The 21,260-nt window shown below is 63.5% G+C and carries 21 protein-coding genes; 8 read left to right on the plus strand and 13 right to left on the minus strand.

Annotated features, from left to right (window positions below):
• Positions 1 to 684 precede the first annotated feature (684 nt).
• A complete protein-coding gene (locus IRZ77_RS06385) occupies positions 685 to 1,452 on the plus strand; it encodes an SDR family oxidoreductase (RefSeq protein WP_135001323.1) in 768 nt (255 codons plus the stop codon).
• A 132-nt stretch (positions 1,453 to 1,584) separates the two neighbouring features.
• Here IRZ77_RS06385 and IRZ77_RS06390 read toward each other — a convergent pair whose 3' ends face one another.
• From IRZ77_RS06390 to IRZ77_RS06400, 3 genes are all read right to left on the minus strand, one after another.
• Positions 1,585 to 2,682 (minus strand): AGE family epimerase/isomerase, encoded by a 1,098-nt coding sequence (locus IRZ77_RS06390; RefSeq protein WP_196173119.1) that lies wholly within the window; start codon positions 2,680 to 2,682, stop codon positions 1,585 to 1,587.
• 154 nt (positions 2,683 to 2,836) lie between these two features.
• Positions 2,837 to 3,469, minus strand: coding sequence for an HTH-type transcriptional repressor FabR (gene fabR, locus IRZ77_RS06395; protein ID WP_046613290.1), 633 nt, complete (start codon positions 3,467 to 3,469; stop codon positions 2,837 to 2,839).
• Between the two features lie 122 nt (positions 3,470 to 3,591).
• The gene (locus IRZ77_RS06400) at positions 3,592 to 4,134 is read right to left on the minus strand and encodes a phage infection protein (RefSeq protein WP_196173121.1); all 543 of its coding nucleotides are present in this window, start codon (positions 4,132 to 4,134) and stop codon (positions 3,592 to 3,594) included.
• A 340-nt stretch (positions 4,135 to 4,474) separates the two neighbouring features.
• Here IRZ77_RS06400 and IRZ77_RS06405 point away from each other — a divergent pair, with 340 nt between their 5' ends.
• Complete coding sequence (locus IRZ77_RS06405) at positions 4,475 to 6,541, plus strand: AsmA family protein (RefSeq protein ID WP_196173123.1); 2,067 nt, start codon at positions 4,475 to 4,477, stop codon at positions 6,539 to 6,541.
• 129 nt (positions 6,542 to 6,670) lie between these two features.
• Here IRZ77_RS06405 and IRZ77_RS06410 read toward each other — a convergent pair whose 3' ends face one another.
• Together IRZ77_RS06410 and osmE are read right to left on the minus strand one after the other, a co-directional pair.
• The gene (locus IRZ77_RS06410) at positions 6,671 to 7,201 is read right to left on the minus strand and encodes a ferritin-like domain-containing protein (protein ID WP_046613724.1); all 531 of its coding nucleotides are present in this window, start codon (positions 7,199 to 7,201) and stop codon (positions 6,671 to 6,673) included.
• Positions 7,202 to 7,249: 48 nt separating this feature from the next.
• The gene (gene osmE / locus IRZ77_RS06415; protein WP_015271980.1) at positions 7,250 to 7,591 is read right to left on the minus strand and encodes an osmotically-inducible lipoprotein OsmE; all 342 of its coding nucleotides are present in this window, start codon (positions 7,589 to 7,591) and stop codon (positions 7,250 to 7,252) included.
• A 123-nt stretch (positions 7,592 to 7,714) separates the two neighbouring features.
• Between osmE and IRZ77_RS06420 the strand changes: the two genes are divergently transcribed.
• Positions 7,715 to 8,605 carry an esterase/lipase family protein gene (locus IRZ77_RS06420; RefSeq protein ID WP_196173125.1) on the plus strand — a complete coding sequence of 297 codons (891 nt, stop codon included), beginning with the start codon at positions 7,715 to 7,717 and terminating at the stop codon, positions 8,603 to 8,605.
• On the opposite strand, the gene IRZ77_RS06425 is transcribed toward IRZ77_RS06420, so the two are convergent.
• Positions 8,602 to 9,474: a DMT family transporter gene (locus IRZ77_RS06425; protein WP_046613283.1), complete on the minus strand. Its 873-nt coding sequence runs from the start codon at positions 9,472 to 9,474 to the stop codon at positions 8,602 to 8,604. The two genes, IRZ77_RS06420 and IRZ77_RS06425, sit on opposite strands and share 4 nt — an antisense overlap.
• Positions 9,475 to 9,700: 226 nt before the next feature.
• On the opposite strand from IRZ77_RS06425, the gene IRZ77_RS06430 reads away from it, so the two are divergent.
• The 3 genes from IRZ77_RS06430 (at position 9,701) to IRZ77_RS06440 (ending at position 11,919) form a co-directional block, all read left to right on the plus strand.
• A complete protein-coding gene (locus IRZ77_RS06430; RefSeq protein ID WP_196173127.1) occupies positions 9,701 to 10,489 on the plus strand; it encodes an AraC family transcriptional regulator in 789 nt (262 codons plus the stop codon).
• Positions 10,490 to 10,552: 63 nt separating this feature from the next.
• On the plus strand, positions 10,553 to 10,840 hold the full coding sequence (locus tag IRZ77_RS06435; RefSeq protein WP_003258250.1) for a PsiF family protein: 288 nt from the start codon (positions 10,553 to 10,555) through the stop codon (positions 10,838 to 10,840).
• A 71-nt stretch (positions 10,841 to 10,911) separates the two neighbouring features.
• Positions 10,912 to 11,919: an AI-2E family transporter gene (locus IRZ77_RS06440; protein ID WP_046613280.1), complete on the plus strand. Its 1,008-nt coding sequence runs from the start codon at positions 10,912 to 10,914 to the stop codon at positions 11,917 to 11,919.
• A 134-nt stretch (positions 11,920 to 12,053) separates the two neighbouring features.
• Here IRZ77_RS06440 and IRZ77_RS06445 read toward each other — a convergent pair whose 3' ends face one another.
• A complete protein-coding gene (locus IRZ77_RS06445) occupies positions 12,054 to 13,325 on the minus strand; it encodes an Hsp70 family protein (protein WP_046613279.1) in 1,272 nt (423 codons plus the stop codon).
• A gap of 164 nt (positions 13,326 to 13,489) precedes the next feature.
• On the opposite strand from IRZ77_RS06445, the gene cbpA reads away from it, so the two are divergent.
• Both cbpA and IRZ77_RS06455 read left to right on the plus strand, forming a co-directional pair.
• Complete coding sequence (gene cbpA, locus IRZ77_RS06450; protein ID WP_135002746.1) at positions 13,490 to 14,443, plus strand: curved DNA-binding protein; 954 nt, start codon at positions 13,490 to 13,492, stop codon at positions 14,441 to 14,443.
• A 2-nt stretch (positions 14,444 to 14,445) separates the two neighbouring features.
• On the plus strand, positions 14,446 to 14,751 hold the full coding sequence (locus tag IRZ77_RS06455; protein ID WP_046613277.1) for a chaperone modulator CbpM: 306 nt from the start codon (positions 14,446 to 14,448) through the stop codon (positions 14,749 to 14,751).
• A gap of 126 nt (positions 14,752 to 14,877) precedes the next feature.
• Here the strand turns inward: IRZ77_RS06455 and IRZ77_RS06460 are convergent, their stop codons facing one another.
• The 6 genes from IRZ77_RS06460 to urtA all read right to left on the minus strand — a co-directional run bounded on the left by IRZ77_RS06460 (position 14,878) and on the right by urtA (position 21,095).
• Positions 14,878 to 15,393, minus strand: a complete 516-nt coding sequence (locus tag IRZ77_RS06460) for a GNAT family N-acetyltransferase (RefSeq protein WP_135002747.1) — start codon at positions 15,391 to 15,393, stop codon at positions 14,878 to 14,880.
• Between the two features lie 31 nt (positions 15,394 to 15,424).
• On the minus strand, positions 15,425 to 16,123 hold the full coding sequence (gene urtE / locus IRZ77_RS06465; protein WP_013974394.1) for an urea ABC transporter ATP-binding subunit UrtE: 699 nt from the start codon (positions 16,121 to 16,123) through the stop codon (positions 15,425 to 15,427).
• A 145-nt stretch (positions 16,124 to 16,268) separates the two neighbouring features.
• Entirely contained in the window at positions 16,269 to 17,126 is an 858-nt protein-coding gene (urtD, locus tag IRZ77_RS06470) for an urea ABC transporter ATP-binding protein UrtD (protein WP_196173129.1), read from the minus strand.
• Positions 17,123 to 18,202 (minus strand): urea ABC transporter permease subunit UrtC, encoded by a 1,080-nt coding sequence (urtC, locus tag IRZ77_RS06475; RefSeq protein WP_196173131.1) that lies wholly within the window; start codon positions 18,200 to 18,202, stop codon positions 17,123 to 17,125. The genes urtD and urtC overlap by 4 nt, the downstream gene beginning before the upstream one ends.
• Positions 18,202 to 19,722 carry an urea ABC transporter permease subunit UrtB gene (urtB, locus tag IRZ77_RS06480; protein ID WP_408003926.1) on the minus strand — a complete coding sequence of 507 codons (1,521 nt, stop codon included), beginning with the start codon at positions 19,720 to 19,722 and terminating at the stop codon, positions 18,202 to 18,204. Before urtB ends, urtC begins: the two co-directional genes overlap by 1 nt.
• A 107-nt stretch (positions 19,723 to 19,829) precedes the next feature.
• Complete coding sequence (gene urtA, locus IRZ77_RS06485; RefSeq protein WP_046613270.1) at positions 19,830 to 21,095, minus strand: urea ABC transporter substrate-binding protein; 1,266 nt, start codon at positions 21,093 to 21,095, stop codon at positions 19,830 to 19,832.
• Positions 21,096 to 21,260 lie beyond the last annotated feature (165 nt).

Raw genomic sequence — 21,260 nt, forward strand, 5'->3', positions numbered from 1 at the left:
CCCACACGTGCTCAAGGCACCTCTGGCATTCAGCTTGCCATTCACCGCTCTCACTTCAGATTCTAATCCCCTCTCAAGACACAAGCTGGCTTGCCGGCGATGGGCTGCAAAGCAGCCCCATTCTCGATGTGGACAACTTCTACATGCCTCTCCGTTCACGCATCACCACCCCATCTCAAGCCCTTGTTTCCACAGGCCCGATCTTTTCCACGGATAATGTGGAACCGCCTGTGGAAAACATGGTGGCATCTCGCTCAAGCCCTTTGATGCCAAGCCCTGCAGCTTCATGATCATTTTTTGATCACAGGCGCCTTGTGGATTGTTTTTCCAGGTTTTTCAAAGCCCTGCATTCATTCCAAGGCCCGTGCAAAGCCTGTGGATAAACCTGTGAAGAAACCTTGGACAGACCGCTGCAGGCTGCATGCTTGGAAGCCTTGCGCCAGCATCGAAAAGATATCCACCGACCATGAGTCGCTGAAAGGGTTCCGCACCGTCGACAAGTTGCCCCCAATCCGTGGGGAAAGTCTTGTGGATAACATGCGCATAGCTGCTGCCGAGCCCTCTGCTGCGGGGCTTTGGCGAATATGATCAAAAAATGAACAGTGCTGTAGGCGGGTTGCTGCAAGCGCCCGGCGCGGGCATGCTGCAAGCCTGCCGATGACAACCTACCGTGAGGAACAGAGCATGACGTCCACCGTATTCATCACTGGCGCGACTTCCGGCTTCGGCGAGGCCACAGCCCGCCGCTTCGCCGAAGCCGGCTGGAAGCTGGTGCTCACTGGCCGCCGCAAGGAGCGCCTGGATGCCCTGTGCGCCGAACTATCGGCCAAGACCGAAGTACATGGTCTGGTGCTCGATGTACGTGACCGCAAGGCCATGGAGCACGCCATCGCCAACCTGCCGGCCGGCTTCGACAAGCTGCGCGGCCTGGTCAACAACGCAGGCCTGGCGCTGGGTGTGGACGCGGCACAGAACTGCAGCCTGGACGACTGGGAAACCATGGTCGACACCAACATCAAGGGCCTGATGTACACCACCCGCCTGCTGCTGCCACGGCTTATCGCCCATGGCCGTGGGGCGTCGATCCTCAACGTAGGTTCGGTGGCGGGCAACTACCCGTACCCGGGCAGCAACGTGTACGGCGGCACCAAGGCCTTCGTCGGCCAGTTCTCGTTGAGCCTGCGCTGCGACCTGCGGGGTACGGGGGTGCGGGTGAGCAACATCGAGCCGGGCCTTTGCGAGAGCGAGTTTTCGCTGGTGCGTTTCGGCGGTGACCAGGCCAAATACGACGCGACCTACGCTGGTGCCGAGCCGATCCAGCCGCAGGACATTGCCGAGACCATCTTCTGGATCCTCAACCAGCCGGCGCATATCAACATCAACAGCCTCGAGCTGATGCCGGTGAGCCAGGACTGGGCAGGGTTCTCGATCGACCGCTCCACCAAGGGCTAGGTTTCAGGGCAGATAAACAAATTGCCGGGGCTGCTTTGCAGCCCTTTCGCGACACAAGGCCGCTCCTACAGGATAAGTGCACATCTCAAGTGGTGTGCAGTACCTGTGGGAGCGGGCGTGCCCGCGAATACGTCAGCCCAGGCGCTGCAATCCTTCCAGGCAAGTCGCCAAATGATAGGGCGTAGTAGAAGGCATATCATGCCGACTAACCGCCCCCTCGCCATCCCGGCACTCATACCAGCCCGCCTCACGCAGGAACTGCGCTTCCAGCGCCTGCAACTGCCCGGCCAGCTTCGCTTCGCCCCCAGTCCGCAACACCAGCGCCCGCAGGTATTCCGCCTGCGCCCAGATCCGCTGGGTGGCGTCGAGTACCTGACCATTCACATCCAGCATCGCCAGCACAGCGGCATCCTTCACACCATGCTGCTCGGCGTAGCCGAAGGCCCGGTCGATGGACGCATGCAGCGGCGTATCACGCAGCAGCGGAGAGGTATGCAGCAGGTAGAACCACTCGAACTGGTGCCCCGGCTCGAACCAGTTATCCACAATACCGAGTGGCTTTTCCAGCATCAGGCCGTGGGCCGGTTCGATGAAATGTGCCTGCAGCGCCTCGCACAGTTGTAGCAGCGACTGCCGGGTATGCTCGTCGTCACGCACCGCCAGCACCTGCAGGAAGGCTTCGGCCAGGTGCATCTGCGGGTTTTGCAGCGGGCCGCTGGCAAGGTCTGCCCAGTCTTCAGCGAGGCTGGCTTCGTACAGGCCATCGTCGCGGGCGAACTGCTGGTCGATGATGTCCAGCGCGGCGTTCAGCGTCGACTCCACCAGGTTTTCACGCACCTTGCCCCAGTAATGCGCACAGGCAAACACGATGAAGGCGTGAGTGTAGAGATCCTTTCGCCGGTCCAGCGGTTTGCCCTGGGCGTCGATGCTGTAGAACCAGCCGCCGTGTTCGGCGTCGTGGAAGTGCTTCTGCAGCGAGCGGAACAAGGCGGCCGCTCGCTCGGCTGCACCCGGTTGCCCGATGCGGCTGCTGAACAGGTACAGCTGACGTGCGCAGGCCATGGCCCGGTAGCGTTGCACCGGCAATGGTTGGTGCTGGGCGTCCAGGGCCTCGTAGGGCAGGGCCATGTCGGCGTTCCAGCCCGGGCCTTGCCACAATGGCACTATGCGTTCGGCGAAGTGCTGATTGAAGCGGGCCAGTTCGGGCAGGGTGGGGCGGGGGTCGGACATTTCGGCGCTCGTCGCTGTCGGGCAGGGCGCCATGGTAGCAGAACTGGGTTGTGGGTAGCCTGTGCCGGCCTGCCCTCAGGTTCGGTGCCGTACCTGTGGGAGCGGGTTCATCGATGCGTCGAACCGCCGCGAAGAGGCCAGTACAGGCTATCAATCAGCTCGGGTTGCCGAGCCCCTGCCAATGTCGCGCCCCCACGAAGATGAAGCGCAACTGCTGGGTGATCTTTTCCTGCGGCGTCAACGCCTGTGGATAACCCGCTTCGGGGCTGTCGATAAGCTCTGGCAGGGTGGCGAACACGGTCTTTACTACCAGGTCGGCCATCACCGCCAGCGCGGCGCTGTCCAGATGCTGCCAGCGCTTCATCCGCGCCAGGTCGGTGGCCAGGTCGTCGCTGATGTCCTGGCGCAGGCGGGCAATGGCCTGGCGTACGGCCTGCGAACCGCCGTACTGCTCACGGGCGAGGAACAGGAACTGTGCGCGGTGGGCGGCGACCACGTCGAGGAAGATGCGCACCGAGGCGTCGGTGATGCCGCCCAGTTCGAATTCATTCTGGCGCACCAGGCGGATGGTCTGGCGGAAGGTAGTGTCGACCTCGGCAACCAGGGCCAGGCCCAAGGCGTCCATGTCGGAAAAATGCCGGTAGAAGCCGGTGGGTACGATGCCGGCCGTCTTCGCCACTTCGCGCAGGCTGATACTGCCGAAACCACGGCCACTCTCCATGAGCTGGCAGGCGGCATCGAGCAGGGCCTGGCGGGTCTGTTGCTTCTGTTCGGCGCGCGGCAGCATGGTGCGGGCTTCTGTGGCGGTAAGGCTGGGCACTCTAGTTAAAAAAACAAAGCCCGGTCAATGGACCGGGCATGGAGGGGAGTAGGCGTTGTGACAGAGGTTGTTCTTTTCGGCCATGGTGATCAGCTCACACGGCTGAGTTCAACCAAGCGATCAGAACCACCTTCGGCAATGCGGCCACTGCGTTCGATCAGGCGGTCGGAGCCACCTTCGGCAACACGGCCACTGCGTTCGATCAGGCGGTCGGAGCCACCTTCGGCAACACGGCCACTGCGTTCGATCAGGCGGTCGGAGCCACCTTCGGCAACGCGGCCACTGCGTTCGATCAGGCGGTCGGAGCCACCTTCGGCGACACGGCCACTACGTTCGATCAGGCGGTCGGAGCCACCTTCGGCGACACGGCCACTACGTTCGATCAGGCGGTCGGAGCCACCTTCGGCAACACGGCCACTACGTTCGATCAGGCGGTCAGAGCCACCTTCGGCAACACGGCCACTGCGTTCGATCAGGCGATCAGCACCACCTTCGGCAACGGTTTTCAGCGGCTGGGCGATTTCGGCAGCGCTGGAGCGCGATTCGGCGGTCAGGTGTTGCTCGTCGGCTGGCAGGGCAAAAGCGTTGGCGGCCAGGATGGACAGGGTCAGGGTCAGCAGATGGCGTTTCATGATTTCGGTGCTCCTCTCGGGGGCTGGAAAGTGGGTACGGAGCCAATGCTACGCCGGGTAACGCCAGAGAGAAGTTCATACGGGTAATGGTAACAATCGACCGTATTGATAGAGGCGGCAAGCTGCTCTAGAAAGCACCTTTCAGGTCGTAAAGTGGCAATTTGATAGCGATACTTGCGGGTAACACGTATGTCCTGGCGCAACGAATTGCTGAGCAAAAGATCAGGAAAAACTCGCTATCATGGCGCCATCGATAAAACCCCACGGGTTTTCATCAGTCCGAGATATTGAGTGCCACCGTTGCACCTGTTCCGTGCCATACCGCAAGGAGAATCACGCAATGACGCGTCCCGCCAGAATCCTCGTCTGGACCTTCACCAGCCTGCTGACCCTGCTGGCGATTCTGGTGGTGGTGATCGCTACCTTCGACTGGAACCGCGTCAAGCCCCTGCTCAACGAGAAAGTATCCGAGGCCCTGCAGCGGCCTTTCGCGATCAATGGCAACCTTGCCGTGGACTGGCGCACCGAACCAGAGGAGGGGGGCTGGCGTGCCTGGGTGCCCTGGCCGCACTTCATCGCCGAAGACCTGACTCTGGGCAACCCCGAGTGGCTCAAGGAACCGAAGATGGTCGGCCTGGAGCGCGTGGCGTTCCGCCTGGCGCCGCTGCCGCTGCTGTTCCAGCAGATCAGCATCCCGCGCATCGACCTGACCAAGCCTACCGCCAGCCTTACCCGCCTGGCCGATGGCCGCGCCAACTGGGTCTTCGACTTCGGCCCCAAGGATGAAAACGCAGAACCTTCCAAATGGCAGCTGGACATTGGCGCCATCGGCTTCGACCAGGGCAATGTCAGCTTCGATGACCAAACCCTGAAAACCAGCATGAAGGTGCAGATCGACCCGCTGGGCAAGCCTGTCCCGTTCAGCGATATCGTCGGCAAGGCCAGCGCCGAGAAGGCCGGTGCCGCGCAGGACTACGCCTTCGGGCTCAAGGCCCAGGGCCGCTACAAAGGCCAGCCGGTGTCCGGTACCGGCAAGATCGGTGGCCTGCTGGCCCTGCAGGACGCCAGCCAGCCGTTCCCGCTGCAGGCTGACGTGCGTATCGCAGACACCCACGTGGTGCTCGCCGGTACCCTGACCGACCCGCGCAACCTCGGCGCCCTCGACCTGCGCCTGCGCCTGTCCGGGGCCAGCCTGGGCAACCTCTACCCGTTGACCGGCGTGACCTTGCCCGACACCCCGGCCTATTCCACCGACGGCCACCTCAGCGCCAACCTGCACGCGGCGCAAGGGGCGACTTTCAACTACCAGGGCTTCAACGGCACGATCGGTGACAGCGATATCCATGGCGACCTGGCCTTCGTTGCCAGCCAGCCACGCCCCAAGCTGTCCGGCAACCTGGTGTCCAACCAGTTGCTGTTCAAGGACCTGGCGCCGCTGATCGGCGCCGACTCCAATGCCGAGCAGAAGGCCCGCGGGGGTGCCAGCAAGCAGCCGGCGGGCAAGGTGCTGCCGGTGGAAGAGTTCCGCACCGAGCGCTGGCGCGCGATGGACGCCGACGTCACCTTCGCTGGCAAGCGCATCGTGCACAGCGCGCAACTTCCGTTCAACGACCTGTCGGCCCATGTGATCCTGGAAGACGGCCTGCTGCGCCTGGAGCCTCTGCGTTTTGGCGTGGCTGGTGGCAACCTGGCTTCCAGGATCCGTCTGGATGGCCGCAATGTTCCGTTGCAGGGGCGTGCCCGGCTGACGGCGCGGGGCTTCAAGCTCAAGCAGTTGTTCCCCTCCTTCGCGCCGATGCAGACAAGCTTCGGTGAGTTGAACGGTGATGCCGATATCACCGGCCGGGGTAACTCGGTGGCCGCCTTGCTGGGCACGGCCAATGGCGACCTGCGCATGCTGATCAACGATGGTGCCATCAGCCGCAGCCTGATGGAGATTGCCGGGTTGAACGTGGGCAACTATGTGGTCGGCAAGCTGTTTGGCGATGAGGATGTGAAGATCAACTGTGCAGCGGCTGACGTGGGTATCAAGGATGGCCTGGCGACCACGCGCCTGTTCATTTTCGATACCGAGAACGCGATCATCTACATCAACGGCACGGCCAATTTCGCCACGGAGCAGCTGGACCTTAAAATTACCCCTGAATCGAAAGGGTTGCGGCTGTTCTCGCTGCGCTCGCCGCTGTATGTCCGCGGGGCGTTCGCCAAGCCCAGTGCCGGGGTGCAGGCGGTGCCGCTGGCGTTGCGCGGGGCGGGGATGGTGGCGTTGGGCGTGGTGGCCGGGCCGGCGGCGGGGTTGCTGGCGCTGATTGCGCCTAGCAGTGGGGATGATCCCAACCAGTGCACGCCGCTGCTGCAGCAGATGAAGGCGGGCAAGGCGCCGGCGGTGGTGAAAGAGCGGAAGTAGCAGGGGGCCGCTTCGCAGCCCAATCGCCGGCAAGCCAGCTCCCACAGGGACTCCACAGACCTCAAAGGCTCGTGCAATACCTGTGGGAGCCGGCTTGCCGGCGAATGGGGCGCAAAGCGCTCCCAGTAATTACAAGCCTTGCAACAGGTCGGACATATCGTCCGCGTGCTCTTCTTCCTGCGCGAGGATGTCTTCAAAAATCCGCCGCGTAGTCGGATCTTTATCTCCAATGTACTGAATGATCTCGCGATAGCTATCGATGGCGATCCGCTCCGCCACCAGGTCTTCCAGCACCATCTCCTTCAATGAAGTGCCCGCCACATATTGGGCATGAGACCGCTGGCTCAGGTTGTCCGGGTTGAAATCCGGCTCTCCACCTAACTGCACGATCCGTTCGGCAAGCTTGTCGGCGTGCTCGGCTTCCTGGTTGGCATGCTCGAGGAATTCGTCGGCAGCCACGCTGGCCTTGATGCCGCTGGCCATGAAGTAATGACGCTTGTAGCGCAGCACGCAGACCAGCTCGGTGGCCAGTGAATCATTGAGCAGGCGCAGGATCTGTTGGCGATCAGCATCGTAGCCCTCGGTCACCGCACCTTGCTCGACATGCTGGCGGGCACGTTCGCGCAGGGTTTGCACATCGGTCAATTCAGTCGCATTCATGTTCATCTCCTGGAACATCAGGGTGGTCATGGGTATGGCCTGGAAGGCTTAGGCGCCGTGGACGGCGTCGCTGTCTTCTTCGCGTTGTTTGCAAGTCTTGAAGCCCTTGGCGTCGACATGGCCGGTGGCATCGAAACGCACGTAGTAGGGCTGCTGGTGGCCATCGTGGTTGAGGATGTAGTCGTTGCAGGTGCCGCCATGGGGAAGGTCGATCACGTTGGACGGGCTGCCGCCGATGGCGATGACTTTCTGCATGGTCATGCCTTTTTCCACCTGCTTGACCAGCGGCTCGTCGCGGTAGGTGACGTAGTCCACCGGGTTTTCCGGGCGGCTGCCGCAGGCGGCGAGGGTGGCGCTTGCCAGAAGGATTGCCAGGGTCTGCTTGTACATGGTCCCGCTCCTTGCAAAGGGTCTGTGTGGTTTGGAACCGCAGCGCGCGCCGGGAGTTCGATTGCGATGGTCATCAATGCCGCTGTAGTGTTGGCCGGTCGTCCACGGAAAGGGGCTGGGGCAATGCAGCAGGAATTGGCCACGCGATACCCGTTGGTGCTGGTGCCGGGCATGCTCGGTTTTGTCCGGGTAGTGCTCTACCCCTACTGGTTCGGCATCGTGCCGGCCCTGCGCAAGGGCGGGGCGCAGGTGTTCCCGGTGCAGGTTTCGCCGCTGCATTCCAGCGAGGTGCGCGGCGAGCAGTTGCTGGCGATCATCGAAGACATCTGCCTGCGTACCGGAGCGGAAAAGGTCAACCTCATCGGCCACAGCCAGGGCGCCCTGAGCGCGCGCTATGCGGCTGCCAGGCGGCCCGGGCGGGTGGCTTCGGTCACTTCGGTGGCGGGGCCCAACCATGGCTCGGAGCTGGCCGACTACCTGGAGCGTACGGCACCGGGCGATTCCCCACAGGGGCGCATCCTGAAGGCTGTGCTGCATGGCTTGGCCGTGCTGCTGGTGTGGCTGGAAACCGGCTGGCGCCGCGACCCGCTGCCGGTGGATGTACACGCCTCGCACCAATCGTTGACCAGCGCCGGGGTGGCACTGTTCAACCAGGCTTATCCACAGGGGTTGCCAGATTCCTGGGGCGGGGAAGGGGCCTATGAGGTCGATGGCGTGCGCTATTACTCCTGGTCCGGCACCTTGCAGCCCGGCCTGACCGACCAGCGGCGCAACCGTTTCGACGGCAGTAGCCACTTCTGCCGCCTGTTCGCGCGCAGCTTCGTCAAGGAAAAGGGCCATTGCGACGGCATGGTCGGGCGCTTCAGTTCGCACCTGGGGCAGGTGATTGGCGACGATTACCCGCTCGACCACCTGGATATCGTCAATCAGTCGCTTGGTGCGGTGGGCGAGGGTGCCGAACCGGTGCGGCTGTTCACCGAACATGCCGCCCGGCTCAAGGCGGCAGGGCTCTAGCGACGAATCGGTGTGGTCCAGCGCTCGGCCAGCACCACGCCCGCCAGGGTCAGCAGGCCGCCGACCAGGTGATAGCGGGCCAGCTGCTCGTCGAGCACCACGGCGGCGATCAGTGCCGTGACCAGCGGCAGCAGGTTGAAGAACAGCGTGGTGCGGCTGGGCCCCAGGCGGTGGACAGCTTGCATCCACACCAGGGGCGCGATCATCGAGGCCAGTACACAGGCGTACAGCACCAGGCCAATGTTGCGGCTGTTCAGGCCAGTCTTGTCCGACAGCAGGAACAGCGGCAACAGCACGACGATGGCTACCAGCACCTGCAGGTACAGCAGCTGCATCGGCGGCAGGCGCAGCTGCCATTTCTTCAGCAGGAAGCTGTACAGCGCGTAGGCCAGCGTGGCCACCAGCATCAGCAAGTCGCCGCTGTTCAGGCCTTGTTGCAGAAGGTTGGCGGGGTGGCCGGCACTGACCACTTCAAGCACGCCGAAAAATGACACCAGCGCGCCCAGCAAGGCGCCGTAGCTCAGGCGCTGGCCCAGCCAGGCGATGGACAGTGCCAGTGACATCAGTGGCATCAGCGAAAGAATGATGCCCATGTTGGTGGCGCTGGTGATGCCGGCAGCGAAGTAGGCCAGGCTCTGGTACATCGCCATGCCCAGCACGCCCAGCACGAAAACCTTGCCCAGGTGCGGGCGAATGGCCGCGCGATTGCGCCACACGGTGGGCAGCAGGAACGGCGTGAACAACAGCGCGGCCAGCAGCCAGCGGTAGAAGCCGATCTCGGCGGGGTGAATGGCCCCAGCGGACATCTTGGTGACCACGGTGTTGCCGGCCCATATCAGGATGGCGGTCAGGGGGAACAGGTAGTTCATGTAGCGGCTTACTCGTTTTGGACTGATTGGGGCTGCTTTGCAGCCCATCGCGACACAAGGCCGCTCCTACAGGTATCGCACAGGCCCGGAAGGCAACGCGGGTTCCTGTAGGAGCGGCCTTGTGTCGCGATGGCCTGCGCAGCAGGCCCCGATGGCAGCCATTATCAACTGTCTGTCAACAAGCCTATACTCCTATCCAGACAACCCACCCCGCAAAGCAGACAGCATGCCGCGCAAATACCTCGACATTCCTCAGTTCACCCGGCTCCCGGCCCCGGTGTACTTCCGCCACGACGAGTTCGGTGCCGACACCCATAGCGCCTTGCATCGCCACGCCTGGGGCCAGCTCAATTACACCGCCCACGGCGTGATGCACCTGGAGGTCGCCGGCCAGCACTTCCTGTCCCCACCGCAATACGCCGTGTGGGTGCCACCCGACACCGAGCATGGCTGCTACAACCCGCAGGCCATCGTCTACCGTTCGGTCTACCTGGACCGCAGCCTGTGCGCCGCACTGCCGAAGCAACCGTGCAGCCTGATGATCAGCGACATCCTCAAGGCCATCCTCGCCGACTTTGCCCGGCGCGACCTGCGGGTGGCCGAGGGCGAGCGCGACCAGCGCCTGGTGCAAGTGCTGCTCGACCAGTTGCTGCTGGCTCCCACCCAGGCCTGCTACCTGCCGTTTGCCCACAGCGAAGGCTTGCGACAGGTGCTCGATGGCCTTGGTGCCCAGCCAGGCGACAACCGTCCGCTGGCCGACTGGGCCGCCCGTGTGCATGTAAGCGAACGTACCCTGGCCCGCCAGTTCCTGCGTGAACTGGGCATCAGTTTTGGCGAATGGCGCCTGCGCCTGCGCTTTCTGCGCGCCATCGAAGCGCTGGAGGCCGGCCAGCCGATCCAGGCCATCGCCTTCGACCTGGGTTACAGCAGCGCCTCGGCGTTTATCGCCATGTTCCAGCGCCAGGCCCGGTGCACGCCCGAGCAATACCGCCGCCAGGCACGGGCAGGGCGTTGAGAATTCTTGGCTACACTCAGCTCGACCCCCGTGCATCGGGCACGGAGCCAAGGAGACTACTCCATGAAAGTGCTGCAAATCCCCTTACTGGTATTGGCGGTGTTGTTCAGCGCCCAAGGCTTCGCTGCCAATACCGCGCAGCAGGAAAAGATGAAAACCTGCAACGCCGACGCCACCGCCAAGGCCCTCAAGGGCGATGAGCGCAAAGCTTTCATGAGCACCTGCCTGAAGAAGGATGTGCCGCAAACCCAGCAAGAGAAGATGAAAACCTGCAACGCCGACGCCACCACCAAGGCCCTGAAGGGTGACGAGCGCAAAGCGTTCATGAGCGACTGCCTGAAGAAGAAATGACCTGCGCCTATGCCTGCAGACGTAAGGCTGGCAGACTGCGGGTCTTTCCCGTTGTCTGCCGTTGAGGCTGTATGACCTTCACCCCCCGCCAGGTCACCCTGGCCAGCTGGATCATCGTGTTTGCCGGCCTGTTGCTGGCGTTGCCCCTGAAATTGCTGCCGAGCCTGCTGGCCGGCCTGCTGGTGTTCGAGCTGGTCAACATGCTCACGCCGCGGCTGCAGCCATTGATTGCCGGGCAGCGCGCCCGTTGGCTGGCTGTAGCGCTGCTCGGCACGCTGGTGGTCAGCACCCTGACCCTGCTGTTTGCCGGTGCTTTCAGCTTTTTGTTGCACGAGGCGGAAAACCCCGGGGCCTCGCTGGACAAGTTCATGGCCCTTGTGGAGCGCGCCCGTAGCCAGCTGCCGCCGTTCATCGAAGGCTACCTGCCGGCCAGTGCGGCGGAGTTCAAGGTGGCCATCGGTGACTGGATCAAGAGCCACTTGAGCGACCTGCAGCTGGTGGGCAAGGGCATGGCGCACATGTTCGTCACCCTGTTGATCGGCATGATCCTCGGCGCCATCGTCGCCTTGCAGCGCATCCCCGACATCTCCCGGCGCAAGCCGCTGGCGGCGGCGCTGTTCGAGCGCCTGAGCCTGCTGGTGCAGGCGTTTCGCAACATCGTCTTCGCGCAGATCAAGATTTCGCTGCTCAACACCACCTTCACCGGCATCTTCCTGGCCGTGGTACTGCCGATGTTCGACGTGCACTTGCCACTGACCAAGACGCTGATCGTGCTGACCTTCCTGCTGGGCCTGCTGCCGGTGATCGGCAACCTGATGTCGAACACCCTGATCACCATCGTCGGCCTGTCGCTGTCGGTCTGGGTGGCGGCGGCGGCGCTGGGTTACCTGATCGTCATCCACAAGGTCGAATACTTCCTCAACGCGCGGATCGTGGGCGGGCAGATCAGTGCCAAGTCGTGGGAACTGCTGCTGGCGATGCTGGTGTTCGAAGCGGCGTTCGGGCTGCCGGGAGTGGTGGCGGGGCCGATCTACTATGCCTACCTGAAGAGTGAGCTGAAGCGGGCCGAACTGGTCTGATTCTTTATTGACCAGTACCGGCCTCTTCGCGGGTAAACCCGCTCTCACAGGTACGCCACTTCTCTCAAGGCTTGCGGGGACCCTGTGGGAGCGGGTTTACCCGCGAAGAGGCCGGCACAGGTGAAAGGGATGGCTCAGGCTACGCCGTAGCGCTTGCGCGCCTCGATGGCCAGCCCGCTACCAATGCTGCCAAAGATGTTGCCTTCCACATGCCGCGCATTCGGCAGCATCGCCGACACGCTGTTGCGCAGCGCCGGAATCCCGCTGGAACCACCGGTGAAGAACACCGTATCGACCTGGGTCTGGCTGACGCCAGCCTTGGCCAGCAGTTCGCTGACGCTACCACGCACTCGCTCCAGCAACCCTTCGATAGCCCCTTCGAACAGCGCCCGTGACAGGTCCACGCCCAGCTCGCGCTCGATGCGGCCGAGGTCGACGTGGCGGCTCTGCTGCTCGGTCAGCTCTATCTTGCTGGCCTCAACTTCCATCGCCAACCAGTGCCCGGCACGCTCTTCGATCAGCTTGAACAGGCGGTCGATGCCCAGCGTGTCCTCGATGTCATAGCGCATGCTGCCCAGCGCCAGCTGCGACTTCTGCGAGTACAGGGCGTTGATGGTGTGCCAGGTGGCGAGGTTGAGGTGATAGCTGGTCGGCATCAGCGCACCGCTCTTCATGCGGCTGCCATAGCCGAACAACGGCATCACGCCCTGCAGGCTCAGCTGCTTGTCGAAGTCGGTACCGCCAATGTGCACACCGCCGGTGGCGAGGATGTCGCTCTGGCGCTCGGCGACCAAGTGGCGCTCGGGGGACAGGCGGATCAGGGTGAAGTCCGAGGTACCACCGCCAATGTCGACGATCAGCACCAGCTCTTCGCGGCTGATGCTCGACTCGTAGTCGAAGGCCGCGGCAATCGGCTCGTACTGGAACGACACATCCTTGAAGCCGATCTTGCGCGCCACTTCGGCCAGAGTGTCCTCGGCCTCCTGGTCGGCGGCCGGGTCTTCGTCGACGAAGAACACCGGGCGGCCCAGCACCACCTGCTCGAACTCACGCCCGGCAGCGGCCTCGGCGCGTTTTTTAAGCTCGCCGATGAACATGCCCAGCAGGTCCTTGAACGGCAGGGCGCTGCCCAGCACGCTGGTGTCATGCTTGATCAGCTTGGAGCCCAGCAGGCTTTTCAGCGAACGCATCAGGCGGCCTTCGTAGCCTTCCAGGTACTCCTGCAATGCCAGGCGACCATATACCGGGCGACGCTCCTCGATGTTGAAGAACACCACCGAGGGCAAGGTGATCTTGCCGTCTTCCAGGGCAATCAGCGACTCGGCGCCGGGGCGGTGCCAGCCGACCGTGGAGTTGGAGGTGCCAAAGTCGATGCCCAGGGCGCGGGCCGGGGATACGTCAGACATGGGAAATGAGCTTCCGGAGGCAAAACGGCCGCGCAGTGTATGCCAGTTGGCTACAGAATCAAGACCGGTCGTCTGCCATGGAGCAAACCCAAGGCGGTCTTGAAAGGCTATGCTTGACCCCTATCTTCTTTTGCAACACGCACATTCACATTGGTGATCCATAGATGGACTTCAAAGACTATTACAAGATACTCGGCGTAGAGCCCACGGCGGACGACAAGGCGATCAAGGCCGCGTACCGCAAGCTGGCGCGCAAGTATCACCCCGATGTCAGCAAGGAGCGCGACGCCGAGGAAAAATTCAAGGAGGCCAACGAGGCCTACGAAGTGCTGGGCGACGCGCAGAAACGTGCCGAATTCGACGAAATCCGCAAGTACGGCGGCCAGCATGGCCGACCGTTCCAGGCACCACCGGGCTGGGAAAGCCGCGGTGGTGGCGGTGGTTTCGAAGGCGGTGATTTTTCCGACTTTTTCAGCTCGATCTTTGGTGGCCGAGGTGGCAACCCGTTCGGTGGTGCCCGGCAGCAGCAACGCAGCGCCGGTAGGCGGGGGCAGGACGTGGAGCTAGAACTGGCGGTATTCCTTGAAGAGACCCTGAGCAAGGAGTCCAAGCAGATCAGCTTCCAGGTGCCGCAGACCAACGCCATGGGCCAGCGCACCGGCTTCACTACCAAAACCCTGAACGTGAAGATCCCGGCCGGGGTGACCGATGGCGAGCGCATCCGCCTCAAGGGCCAGGGCGCGCCGGGCAGTGGTGGCGGGGCCAATGGCGACCTGTTCCTGACCATTCGCATGGCACCGCACCCGCTGTTCGATGTCGAAGGTCATGACCTGATCATCACTGTGCCGCTGGCACCGTGGGAGGCAGCACTGGGCACCAAGGTGGCCGTGCCGACCCTGGACGGCAAGATCAACCTCACCATCCGCCCCGACAGCCAGAGCGGCCAGCGCCTGCGCGTACCGGGCAAGGGCCTGGCCAACAAGAGTGGCGAGCGCGGCAACCTTTACGCGCAACTGAAGGTGGTCATGCCGCCAGCATCCGATGAGGCTGCCCGCGAATTGTGGGCCAAGCTTTCCGAGAAGGCTGCGTTCAACCCGAGGACACAATGGAGTAAGTGATCATGAGCAGCACCCTGATCGTTCAACTGGACATGCGTACCTTGTGTCAGGAGGCCGATATCACGGCTGACTGCGTGATCGAAATCGTCGAGCACGGCATTGTCGAACCTTCCGGCCGAACGCCGGAGGACTGGTTGTTCGACGATCAGGCGCCGTTGTTGGCCAAACGTGCGGCGAAGCTGCATCAGGAGCTGGAACTGGAGTGGGAAGGGGTGGCGCTGGCGCTGGAGCTGCTGCAGGAAGTGCAGCAGTTGCGCAGCGAGAACAACATGCTGAGGCAGCGGTTGGGCAGGTTTACCCAGATTTGAGGTTTGCAGGCCCGGCCTCTTCGCGGGTGAACCCGCTCCCACAGGTACGGCGCAGGTCTCAAGGCCTGTGGGGTTTCTGTGGGAGCTGGCTTGCCGGCGATAAGGCCAGTACAGGCAACATCAGTTTCAAGCCGGTTCTGCCCCGGGGTTCAGCACCAGCTGCATGAAGGTCAAATCCAGCCACCGGCCAAACTTCACCCCCACCTGCGGCATCTGCCCGGTCACCACGAAGCCCAGGCGCTCGTGCAGGCGCACCGACGCTGCATTGCCGCTCTCGATAGCCGCCACCATCACATGCTTGCCACACGCCCGTGCACGCTCGACCAGCGCCGCCATCAGCACCGGCCCCAGCCCCTTGCCACGCTGATCGCCACGGACATAAACCGAATGTTCCACGGTGTTGCGAAAGCCCTCGAATGGCCGCCAGTCGCCAAACGACGCATAGCCCAGCACCCCGCTCTCATCCACCGCTACCAGGATCGGGTAGCCCTGCTGCGCCCGTGCATCGAACCAGGCCTGGCGGTTGGCCAGGTCCACCGGGGTTTCATTCCAGATCGCCGTGGTGTTGCGCACCGCGTCGTTGTAGATGTCGAGGATGCCCGGCACGTCGGAAGGCAGGGCGTCGCGGATTTCATGACTCATGACAGCGTCTCGCAGGGTAGTTGCTTGCAGATTAAATGGTTACCAGCCCGCGCACACCTTCGGCCTGCATGTTTTCGCCGCGACCCCGCTGGATGATCTCGCCACGCGCCATCACCAGGTACTGGTCGGCCAGTTCCTCGGCGAAGTCGTAGAACTGTTCCACCAGCAGGATGGCCATGTCGCCGCGCTCGGCCAGGCGGCGGATGACTGCGCCAATCTCCTTGATCACCGAAGGCTGGATACCCTCGGTGGGCTCATCGAGGATCAGCAGGCGCGGGCGGCTGGCCAGTGCGCGGCCGATGGCCAGCTGTTGCTGCTGGCCGCCGGACAGGTCACCGCCTCGGCGTTGTTTCATCTGCTCCAGCACCGGGAACAGTTCGTAGATGAAGGGCGGTACCTCGCGAGCTTCACGGGCGGGGAAGCGCGAAAGGCCCATCAGCAGGTTTTCCTCGACGGTGAGGCGCGGGAAGATCTCGCGGCCTTGGGGCACGTAGGCGATGCCGGCGTGGACCCGTTGCTGGGGTTTGAGGCTGGTGATCGGCTTGCCTTCCCATTCGATGCTGCCGTCGCGGGCCGGGACCAGGCCCATCAGGCAGCGCAGCAGGGTGGTCTTGCCCACGCCGTTGCGGCCCAGCAGGCAGGTGACTTCGCCGACCTTGGCTTCGAAGGACAGGCCCCGGAGGATGTGGCTGCCGCCGTAGTACTGGTGCAGGGTGTCGATTTTCAGCATGTGTGGTTCCTGGGAAATCTGCTTTGCCTGTGCCGGCCCTTTCGCGGGTAAACCCGCTCCCACAAGGACCGCGCAGCTCTTCAGGCCTGTGCCGTACCTGTGGGAGCGGGTTTACCCGCGAAGAGGCCGGCACAGGTATCCATGTCTAGCGGCCCAGATACACCTCGACCACCCGCTCATCCGCCTGCACCTGCTCCAGCGACCCTTCCGCCAGCACGCTGCCCTGGTGCAGCACGGTCACATGGTCGGCAATGCTGCCAACGAACCCCATGTCATGCTCCACCACCATCAGCGAATGCTTGCCAGCCAGCCCCTTGAACAGTTCGGCCGTAAACTCGGTCTCGGCATCGGTCATGCCCGCGACCGGCTCGTCCAGCAACAGCAGTTGCGGCTCCTGCACCAGCAGCATGCCGATCTCCAGGAACTGCTTCTGCCCATGCGACAGCAACCCTGCCTGGCGCTGGGCCAGTGGCAGCAGGCGCAAAATGCCCAGCACTTCCTCGATGCGCTGGCGCTGCTCACCGCCCAAGCGCGCTGCCAGGCTGGCCCATACCGACTTGTCGGCCTTCAGCGCCAGTTCCAGGTTTTCGAACACCGTAAGCGCCTCGAACACCGTGGGCTTCTGGAACTTGCGGCCTATGCCGGCCTGGGCGATCCGGTATTCGCTCATGCGGGTCAGGTCGAGGGTGTCACCGAAATAGGCCGTACCGCTGTCAGGCCGGGTCTTGCCGGTGATCACATCCATCATCGTGGTCTTGCCGGCCCCGTTGGGGCCGATGATGCAACGCAGCTCGCCCACGCCGATGTACAGGTTCAGCGCGTTCAGCGCCTTGAAGCCATCGAAGCTGACGCTGATGTCTTCCAGGCTCAGCACTGTGCCATGGCGGGTGTCCAGGCCGGCCTTGCGGCTGTGGCCCAGGCCGATGGCGTCGCGGCCGGCGCCGAGGTTGTCGAACACCGGTTCGAGCATGAATTCCGGGTGGACCGGGGGCACGACTCTCATGGCTGGCTCCTTTTCTTCAACAGGCCGACCACGCCCTTGGGCAGGTACAGGGTGACGAGGATGAACAACGCGCCGAGGAAGAACAGCCAGAACTCCGGGAAGGCCACGGTGAACCAGCTTTTCATGCCATTCACCAGGCCGGCGCCGAGCAGCGGGCCGATCAAGGTGCCGCGCCCGCCCAGGGCCACCCACACGGCGGCTTCGATGGAGTTGGTCGGCGACATCTCGCTGGGGTTGATGATGCCCACCTGCGGTACGTACAGCGCACCGGCCAGGCCGCACAGTACGGCGCTCAGCACCCACACCAGCAGCTTGAAACCGCGTGGGTCATACCCACAGAACATCAGGCGGTTCTCGGCGTCGCGCACGGCGGTGAGCAGGCGGCCGAACTTGCTGCGGGTCAGGCACCTGCACAGGTACAGGCTGGCCAGCAGCAGGCCGACGGTGAGCAGGAACAGCACCGCGCGGGTGCCTTGGGCAGCAATGTCGAAGCCAAGGATGGTGCGGAAGCTGGTAAAGCCGTTGTTGCCGCCAAAGCCGGTTTCGTTGCGGAAGAACAGCAACATGCCGGCGAAGGTCAGCGCCTGGGTCATGATCGAGAAGTACACGCCCTTGATCCGCGAGCGGAAGGCGAACCAGCCGAACACCAGCGCCAGCAGCCCGGGCGCCAGCACCACCAGGCACAGGGCCCAGGCAAAATGCTGGGTGCCAGCCCAGTACCACGGCAGCTCGCTCCACGACAGAAAGGTCATGAACCCTGGCAGGCCGTCACCGGCGGCCTGGCGCATCAGGTACATGCCCATGGCGTAGCCACCAAGGGCGAAGAACAGCCCGTGGCCCAGCGACAGCAGCCCGGCGTAGCCCCAGACCAGGTCCAGGGCCAGGGCGACGATGGCGTAGCAGAGGATCTTGCCGATCAGGGTCAGGGTGTAGGCCGACACTTGCAGGGCATGGTCCGCCGGCAGCAGCGACAGCAGTGGCAGGGCCACCAGCAGCAGGACGACGACGGCGCCGATGGCCAGGGTCAGGCGTGGCCCGGCCTTTTGCGTAGCGGTGACAAGCAGTGGCTGGTTCATCAGTCGATTACCCGTCCCTTGAGGGCGAACAGGCCTTGCGGGCGCTTCTGGATGAACAGAATGATCAACGCAAGGATGAGGATCTTGCCGAGCACGGCGCCGATCTGCGGCTCCAGCAGCTTGTTGGCGATGCCAAGGCCGAAGGCTGCCCACAGGCTGCCGGCCAACTGGCCGACGCCGCCGAGCACCACCACCAGGAACGAGTCGATGATGTAGCTCTGGCCCAGGTCCGGGCCGACGTTGCCGACCTGGCTCAGGGCCACGCCACCAAGCCCGGCGATGCCCGAGCCGAGGCCGAAGGCGAGCATGTCGACGCGCCCGGTGGACACGCCGCAGCAGGCGGCCATGTTGCGGTTCTGGGTGACCGCACGCACGTTCAGGCCCAGCCGTGTGCGGTTGAGCAGCAGCCAGGTGAGCAGTACCACGGCCAGGGCGAAGCCGATGATCACCAGGCGGTTGTATGGCAGCACCAGGTTGGGCAGCAACTGGATGCCCCCCGACAGCCAGGCCGGGTTGCTGACTTCGACGTTCTGCGCGCCGAACAGCAGGCGGATGGCCTGGATCAGGATCAGGCTGATGCCCCAGGTCGCCAGCAGGGTTTCCAGTGGGCGACCGTACAGGTGGCGGATTACCGTGCGCTCCAATGCCATGCCGACCCCGGCACTGATGGCGAACGCCACTGGCAGGGCGATCAGCGGGTAGAACTCGATGGCGCCGGGGGCGTAGCGCTGCAGCAGTACCTGAACCATGTAGGTGCTGTAGGCGCCGAGCATCAGCATTTCGCCGTGGGCCATGTTGATCACCCCGAGCAGGCCGAAGGTGATGGCCAGGCCAAGTGCTGCCAGCAGCAGGATCGAGCCCAGCGACAGGCCGCTGAATGCCTGGCCGAGCAGTTCGCCCGCCAGCAGCTTGCGCTGCACCTGGGCCAGGCTGGTTTCGGCGGCGGTGCGCACGCCCGGGTCGGTTTCCGCGTTGGGTTGCAGCAAGGCTTCGAGGCGGGTGCGGGCCAGCGGGTCACCGGTTTCGCCGAGCAGGCGAACGGCGGCCAGGCGTACTGCCGGTTCGCTGGCGCCCAGTTGCAGGTTGGCCAGGGCCAGGCCGAGGGCGGCGTGCACGGCGGGGTCCACTTCGAGGGCAAAGCGCCGGTCGAGGAAGGCCATTTGCGCAGGTTGCGCGCTCTTTTGCAGTTGCTGGGCGGCGGCCAGGCGGATGGCGCTGTTGTGGCTGAGCAACTGGTGGCTGGCCAGGGCATTGTCGATCAGGCCGCGCAGGCGGTTGTTCAGGCGCACCTTGCGCGTGTCTTCAGCGGCGATGCGGCCTTGGCGCAGGTTCTCCAGCAGCGGCAGGCGTGCGGAATCGGGTTGCGCCGCCCAGCTTTCGAGCAGTTGGGCCTGCTCGGCGGGCTTGGCGGTGAGGAAGAATTCGCCCTCGCTGGCCTGGGTTGCCAAGGGCATCAGCAGGAGCAGGGTGAGCAGCAGTCTGAGCATGCGGGTAATCCTGGAAATCGGCGTTGGATTCATCGCCGGCAAGCCAGCTCCCGCAGGTCATCCACAGGCCTTGAGGAGGGTGCTTTTTCTTGTGGGAGCTGGCTTGCCGGCGATTGGGCTGCAAAGCAGCCCCAGTGCACTCAGTTACCTTTCACGGCGTAATCAGGGCGCTTGTCGTTGCCGGGAATGAACGGGCTCCATGGCTGCGCCCGCAGCGGTTGCTCGGTTTCCCACACCACACTGAACTGCCCGTCATCCTGGATCTCGCCGATCATCACCGGCTTGTGCAGGTGGTGGTTGGTCTTGTCCATGGTCAGGGTGAAGCCGGATGGCGCCTTGAAGCTTTGCCCGGCCAGTGCTTCGCGCACCTTGTCGACATCGGTGGACTTGGCTTTCTCCACTGCCTGCGCCCACATGTGTATGCCCACATAGGTCGCCTCCATCGGGTCGTTGGTCACCGCCTTGTCGGCGCCTGGCAGGCCCTTGGCCTTGGCGTAGGCCTTCCAGTCGGCGACGAATTTCTGGTTGACCGGGTTATCCACCGACTCGAAGTAGTTCCACGCCGCCAGATGGCCCACCAGCGGCTTGGTGTCGATGCCGCGCAGTTCTTCTTCGCCCACCGAGAACGCCACCACCGGCACGTCGGTGGCCTTCAGGCCCTGGTTGGCCAGCTCCTTGTAGAACGGCACGTTGGAGTCGCCGTTGACCGTGGAGATGACCGCGGTCTTGCCACCGGCGGAGAACTTCTTGATGTTGGCGACGATGGTCTGGTAATCGCTGTGGCCGAACGGCGTGTACACCTCTTCGATGTCCTTGTCGGCCACGCCCTTGCTGTGCAGGAAGGCACGCAGGATCTTGTTGGTGGTGCGCGGGTAGACGTAGTCGGTGCCCAGCAGGAAGAAGCGCTTGGCGCTGCCGCCGTCCTCGCTCATCAGGTACTCCACGGCCGGGATGGCTTGCTGGTTGGGCGCGGCGCCGGTGTAGAACACGTTCGGCGACATCTCTTCACCCTCGTACTGCACCGGGTAGAACAGAAGGCCGTTCAGTTCCTCGAACACCGGCAGTACCGACTTGCGCGATACCGAGGTCCAGCAACCGAACACCACTGCCACCTTGTCCTGGGTCAGCAACTGGCGACTCTTTTCTGCGAACAGCGGCCAGTTGGAGGCCGGGTCGACCACCACCGGCTCGAGCAGCTTGCCGTTCACGCCGCCCTTGGCGTTGATCTGCTCGATGGTCATCAGCGCCATGTCCTTGAGCGAAGTCTCGGAAATGGCCATGGTCCCCGACAGCGAATGCAGGATGCCGACCTTGATGGTTTCGGCGGCCTGGATGCTCCAGCTCAGGCCCATTGCGGCAATCGATGCGCTAAGGGTGAAGGCCTTGATCAGACTGCGTCGCTTCATGTGCTCTCTCCGCTGAGTTTTTATGTGTTGGGCAAGCGGGGAGGGGGTTGCAAGGGGTGTGCCTAACGGCGGAAGGTGCGCAATAGAGGGGTTGTGCGAGGTGTTGGGGCGTTGGTTGGATCCAGGTTGGTGCCTGATGGATTTGTGTGCACAGGATTGGTGCCG

The sequence above is a fragment of the Pseudomonas pudica genome (assembly GCF_015680405.1).
In the GTDB taxonomy this organism is placed as follows: domain Bacteria; phylum Pseudomonadota; class Gammaproteobacteria; order Pseudomonadales; family Pseudomonadaceae; genus Aquipseudomonas; species Aquipseudomonas pudica.

What these genes read in the sequence shown, in the direction of transcription:
- IRZ77_RS06385 (WP_135001323.1), top strand. Translation starts at nt 685, where the DNA reads ATGACGTCCACCGTATTCATCACTGGCGCGACTTCCGGCTTCGGCGAG.
- IRZ77_RS06390 (WP_196173119.1), bottom strand. Translation starts at nt 2,682, where the DNA reads ATGTCCGACCCCCGCCCCACCCTGCCCGAACTGGCCCGCTTCAATCAG.
- fabR (WP_046613290.1), bottom strand. Translation starts at nt 3,469, where the DNA reads ATGCTGCCGCGCGCCGAACAGAAGCAACAGACCCGCCAGGCCCTGCTC.
- IRZ77_RS06400 (WP_196173121.1), bottom strand. Translation starts at nt 4,134, where the DNA reads ATGAAACGCCATCTGCTGACCCTGACCCTGTCCATCCTGGCCGCCAAC.
- IRZ77_RS06405 (WP_196173123.1), top strand. Translation starts at nt 4,475, where the DNA reads ATGACGCGTCCCGCCAGAATCCTCGTCTGGACCTTCACCAGCCTGCTG.
- IRZ77_RS06410 (WP_046613724.1), bottom strand. Translation starts at nt 7,201, where the DNA reads ATGAATGCGACTGAATTGACCGATGTGCAAACCCTGCGCGAACGTGCC.
- osmE (WP_015271980.1), bottom strand. Translation starts at nt 7,591, where the DNA reads ATGTACAAGCAGACCCTGGCAATCCTTCTGGCAAGCGCCACCCTCGCC.
- IRZ77_RS06420 (WP_196173125.1), top strand. Translation starts at nt 7,715, where the DNA reads ATGCAGCAGGAATTGGCCACGCGATACCCGTTGGTGCTGGTGCCGGGC.
- IRZ77_RS06425 (WP_046613283.1), bottom strand. Translation starts at nt 9,474, where the DNA reads ATGAACTACCTGTTCCCCCTGACCGCCATCCTGATATGGGCCGGCAAC.
- IRZ77_RS06430 (WP_196173127.1), top strand. Translation starts at nt 9,701, where the DNA reads ATGCCGCGCAAATACCTCGACATTCCTCAGTTCACCCGGCTCCCGGCC.
- IRZ77_RS06435 (WP_003258250.1), top strand. Translation starts at nt 10,553, where the DNA reads ATGAAAGTGCTGCAAATCCCCTTACTGGTATTGGCGGTGTTGTTCAGC.
- IRZ77_RS06440 (WP_046613280.1), top strand. Translation starts at nt 10,912, where the DNA reads ATGACCTTCACCCCCCGCCAGGTCACCCTGGCCAGCTGGATCATCGTG.
- IRZ77_RS06445 (WP_046613279.1), bottom strand. Translation starts at nt 13,325, where the DNA reads ATGTCTGACGTATCCCCGGCCCGCGCCCTGGGCATCGACTTTGGCACC.
- cbpA (WP_135002746.1), top strand. Translation starts at nt 13,490, where the DNA reads ATGGACTTCAAAGACTATTACAAGATACTCGGCGTAGAGCCCACGGCG.
- IRZ77_RS06455 (WP_046613277.1), top strand. Translation starts at nt 14,446, where the DNA reads ATGAGCAGCACCCTGATCGTTCAACTGGACATGCGTACCTTGTGTCAG.
- IRZ77_RS06460 (WP_135002747.1), bottom strand. Translation starts at nt 15,393, where the DNA reads ATGAGTCATGAAATCCGCGACGCCCTGCCTTCCGACGTGCCGGGCATC.
- urtE (WP_013974394.1), bottom strand. Translation starts at nt 16,123, where the DNA reads ATGCTGAAAATCGACACCCTGCACCAGTACTACGGCGGCAGCCACATC.
- urtD (WP_196173129.1), bottom strand. Translation starts at nt 17,126, where the DNA reads ATGAGAGTCGTGCCCCCGGTCCACCCGGAATTCATGCTCGAACCGGTG.
- urtC (WP_196173131.1), bottom strand. Translation starts at nt 18,202, where the DNA reads ATGAACCAGCCACTGCTTGTCACCGCTACGCAAAAGGCCGGGCCACGC.
- urtB (WP_408003926.1), bottom strand. Translation starts at nt 19,722, where the DNA reads ATGAATCCAACGCCGATTTCCAGGATTACCCGCATGCTCAGACTGCTG.
- urtA (WP_046613270.1), bottom strand. Translation starts at nt 21,095, where the DNA reads ATGAAGCGACGCAGTCTGATCAAGGCCTTCACCCTTAGCGCATCGATT.